Annotated in this window: 3 protein-coding genes; all 3 read right to left on the reverse strand. The window is 61.3% G+C overall.

All coding sequences use genetic code 11. From position 1 onward, the window contains the following. Nucleotides 1-183: 183 nt before the first annotated feature. A complete protein-coding gene (locus VHD36_23180) occupies nt 184-1,473 on the reverse strand; it encodes a DUF1559 domain-containing protein (protein ID HVU90253.1) in 1,290 nt (429 codons plus the stop codon). A 604-nt stretch (nt 1,474-2,077) separates the two neighbouring features. Next, complete coding sequence (locus VHD36_23185) at nt 2,078-4,213, reverse strand: thioredoxin-like domain-containing protein (GenBank protein ID HVU90254.1); 2,136 nt, start codon at nt 4,211-4,213, stop codon at nt 2,078-2,080. 98 nt (nt 4,214-4,311) lie between these two features. Continuing rightward, the coding region (locus VHD36_23190; GenBank protein ID HVU90255.1) for a hypothetical protein at nt 4,312-4,613 on the reverse strand (302 nt) is incomplete at its 5' end.

Genomic DNA, 4,613 nt, shown 5'->3' on the forward strand with positions numbered 1-4,613 from the left:
ATTCGTTTTTGGTAATTCTGGTGCTCACAGAGCACCCTACAGCATGCTCCTCGTGCTCGCAGAGCACCCTACGGGGCGCGCATGCGACGACTATGCAGCGCAAAAAAAGCGGTCGGGTCTCGAAAGAGACACGACCGCGAAAATGGTCAGCAGATTGTCATGCCGTTGACGTATCGCCGTGCCTCACGGAGGCGAAACCGGTTCGCCGCCGGCGCGGGTCGAGAGGGCCTGATATACGCCGATAATCGGCAACTGCGTGCTGGATGCCGACGTCGTCTGGATGAAATTGGGATAGGTGCCCGTGGTCAGCGCCAGCGTGGGGGCTAGGGATGCATAGGCGTTTGTACTGCCGTTGGTGTTGGTGCCGTGGTAGCCTAGTCCACCATTGGCACACTCGATCGCGGTTTGCAGGTAACGAACACTGCCGTCGGCCATGAGGAAGTTCGCGCCGCCGGTGTGCGAGCTGCGGAATCCGCTCACGAGGTGTGGACCGGGCACAGTCCCGTTCGCGGTGCTGTTACAGGCGTTAATGTTATAGGCTGTAAGACTCGGTGCGACCACCTGCAAGCCGCCAGCGAGTCGGGCCTGCTCTTGCATCACGGGATATTGATTAAGCGGATACATCGTGCACCCGAGCGGGCCGCCAGTATAGAAGGGTACGCCGGCCGCGATTGCAAAGACGTCGACGTTCGGTTCGCCCGCGATCCAGGCCCACAGGGGCTGATATGGCGCCGTCGGAATCGGGCTGCCGAAACCCGACGTGATTTGCCACTTCGTTCCCTGGGCTCCTTCCCCCATCATGATCGTATTGCTCAACCCGTCGGTAACTTGCGAGGCACTGTTGGTGACGTCATAGGCGAACATGCCGCGTTCCCAGTTGGGAACCCCCGAATCGGCCGGATAACAAAAGGCGTCGTTGATGCCGGAGGAAAAGAGATAATCGAGCGCGCCGAACAGGCCGTTCGAATACTGAAAGTTCGTACTGCTCGTCAGACCGCCTACGTTACCCGTCGGTGACGGCACCGGATACGTCGACGACACGCTCGTGATTCCCCTATCAAGCGCTGCCAGGTAAATCGGGTTGTCCTTGTCGTCCGAAGGGCAGACGAACGTGTTGACGACCTGGTTGAGAACTTGCTGCGTTTGCTGGCCCCATTGCTGGGTGTAGTTGTAATTGGCGGCCGTGGCGCCCCCTTCGAAATAAGGCATCAGCATCATCGGGGCGCTGGCGTACGCGTTCCCGAGGCCCGAGGTGATGCCGATCAAGCCGGCCGGCACGAAAACGCCCATGGCGCTCAGATAGTTGTGGTGCGCCAGCCCGAACTGCTTGAGGTTGTTCGAACACTGCGACTTGCGCGCCGCTTCGCGCGCGGCTTGCACGGCGGGCAACAGCAGCCCGATGAGAATGCCAATGATGGCGATAACGACCAGCAGCTCGACCAGGGTGAAACCGGTCCGGCGCCTTCGAAACATGGAAATCTCCCTACGATGATGCCACGAAAAAGAAAGTCCGTGAAGAAGAGCGGCCCGGTGATCCAGCCCTGCTTCTTAAGTGTACGCGTTTCGAGATCAATTAAACAGCACAGGTGTCGAAATGTGCCACGTGCAGCGCGTCGTTCCGGCACGCGCCAGCCTGCAAAAAAAACGCCCCCTCACTCTCAGGGCCCAAACCGTCAGGACCCAAACTCTGGGGGCTGGTAACCGGTCGAGCGTCACGGCATTTAGGAAACAGCACCGTCGACACTTTACGGAATAGACACCGTCGGAATGGGCCCCCGCCCATAAGAGTATCGTAGCCGATGATATCCGTATATGCGTGAAAAGCAAGTGACTTTTACGTGGCGGTCCCCCACGAAGTCCGCCTGTGGCGCGACCGAGGCTCTGAAGAAGTACGCCGGGGCCCGCCCGCTGGATTCTTGTTCGAGAAAATCAACGTTTTCTCGGCGATTCCGTGAGCCTGGCTACTTATTAGGAAGCGAATAAACCGTGGATGAAAGACGTATAAGGGGACGGGCGTCGACCGCTTCCGGAGGGGTGTCGAGATCGCGGCCGTGGCTCCTCGGCAAGCCGCGATTGCCTACTCGACCGCGAACGGCAAGTCCGCGTCAGAACGCTGGGCACCGGCCGAGAGTTTCAGTGGTAGTCGCCAGGTGATCGTGCTCGCCTTGCAAATGCCCTCGGCCCCCTCGCGGCAGTAATAGTAGTCGAGTGTTACATCGACCGTGGCTTCCCCCTCGCGGGCCGTTACAGGCACTTCGATCGTGAATTCCGCGTTGGGCGGTTCGACCTTTACGCTGCGCCCCAGCGAACCCGCGTCGACAAGCCCCTTCTCCGGAGAGGCGAGCTTGTAACGCATCGGCGCGATCGGGTTGATCTTGTAACCGGCGGGCAATTTGAGCGCGGCCTTCAGCCACACGAGGCCATCCTCGGGCTTAAGCGTAACAGGATCGACGCGCACCACGCGCCCCTCGTTTTCGGTCGGCGTAACCGCCGGCTCGGGGGATTTGGGAGGCGCTAATCCGCGGATCTCGAATGTTGCCACGCGGTCGTTGTCCGCCAGATCGACCGTGCGAATGCGATGGTTGTTGGTGTCGGCGATGTAGAGCTTGTCGCCCGCCGCGGTGATGCCTGCCGGTTCGTCGAAGGAAGCTGGCTCGTCCTCGTTTCCGGGCTTTCCGGTGCCTGCCACCGTGCGCGCTGACTTTTTCGCAAGGTTCACGGCCTTGATTTTGTTGTTGTAGGTGTCGGCGACATACAGCGTCCCGTCGACCAGCGCGATACCCAGTGGATGCTGCAGCCGCACGGCCTTGCCTGACCCGTCGTGATCCCCGAACGTGAACAGCCGCGCCGCTGGGAGATCGGCGGTGCCAATGACGGTGCGGACACGTTTGTGAGCATCGAAAGGAACGGCCCGCAGCGAGCTCCCTTCGCTATCGGCGACGTAGAGCCATTGCTTGTCGGCCGCCAGTCCGCTGGGTTGCGCGAAGGAACAATACCCGGGCTCGTAAGGCTCTTTCGGCAGCAAGGGGCCGTCGACAATGTCCTCGCGCCCATTGCCGGCATAGACGCCGATCTCGCTCTCATCGAGCGGCATCTTCCAAATCTGGTGCGGACCCGCCATGGCGATGTACAGGTCGCGGCCATGAATTTGCAGGTCCCAGGGGCTGTTCAATCGGGTGTCGCGCGGTTTGCCGGCGAAGCGGTCGGGCAGCACGTCGCGGCCGGCGGCCACGGCCTTGGCGTCGATGCCGGGCCAGGCCTGTGCCTGGTGCCCGTCGCCGGCGATGGTCGCCACGCGTCGCTTGACGAGATCGACCTTGCGCAGCATGTGATTCTCGGTGTCCGCGACGTACAACGTATCGCCGTCGAGCGCCATGCCCTGCGGATGATTGAACGAAGCGGCCGAGAATTCGCCGTCGGCCGCGCCCAGGGCCCCTGAGCCGATCACGTCCACCAGCGTGCCGTCGAAGTCGGCAATCACGATGCGGTTGTGGTTGCTGTCGGCAATAAACAGGCGGTCATTTGGCTCGTCGGACAGGACCTTGCCGGGGAAACGCAAGGGCGTGTCGATCGCGCGATCGGCGGCCATGTCGAACCGCAGCGGCGTTTCATCGAGCGCCCCCTTCTTGCGGTAGTAAGGAATGGCCTCTTTCAGCAGGGTGGCAAATTCGTCGGCCTTGAACTCGCCACTACGGGCGTAGACGGCTTTCCCTTCGGGGTCGATGAGAATCGCCGTCGGCCAACTCTGCACGCCGTAGCGATTCCAGATGGCGTGCTTGGCGTCGTTGACCACGGGGTGCTTGATCTCGTACCGCAGCACGGCCTCGGTAATGTTCTTCGAGTCCTCCTCGTTTTCGAACTTCGCCGAATGTACCCCAATGACCACCAACTCCTTGGGAAAGGTTTCTTCCAGCTTTTTCAACTCCGGCAGAATGTGCATGCAGTTGATGCAGCAAAACGTCCAGAAATCGAGGAGCACGAACTTGCCGCGTAAGTCCTTGAGCTCGAGCGGCCCGGCCGTATTGATCCAATCGACTCCGCCCGTGAGATCGGGGACGGCGATCCTTCGCGGGAACGGATTGCCGTCGGCCGCAGGCGCGTTCGGCTCGGGAAGCTGCGCCGCGGCCGCGGTCCCTGACCAGACGCCGGCAAGCGCCGCCGCGAGGAAAATGCCCCTCAGCAGGCGAGCGACGATCGAGCGGCGAAGCGACATGAGAGATTTCCCGTCGTCGGGACAAAGCATCGGCGAGCTCCTTCCTGGAACGACCGCATCTTGCAAGCGCTCATCGTACGGTAACGCGTCTGGCGGGCCTAGCGGCGCGCCGCCGGGACGCGATCGCGGGCGATGTTCCACTCGCCACCCGCCGAGAGTACCCCCTTTGGCGAACCGAAGTTGCGGGTTGGGAAGCCAGCAAATTGGCCGCCGGACGTCCAGCGCGGCTCGTTCACCGGTGGCAGGGGGAATGGTCTAGCAGCCTGTTGAAAAAAGCCCTCGTGGCTTTTTTCAACCTCGCCAAGTGCGAAGCAAAGCTTCGCACGACTCGCAAAATAACGACTTACGTCGATATTTTGCCATCGCATCCCTGCGATGTCGCAGCCCGTTGAGTTCTTCA

The organism is Pirellulales bacterium (assembly GCA_035546535.1).
Taxonomy (GTDB): Bacteria; Planctomycetota; Planctomycetia; order Pirellulales; family JACPPG01; genus JACPPG01.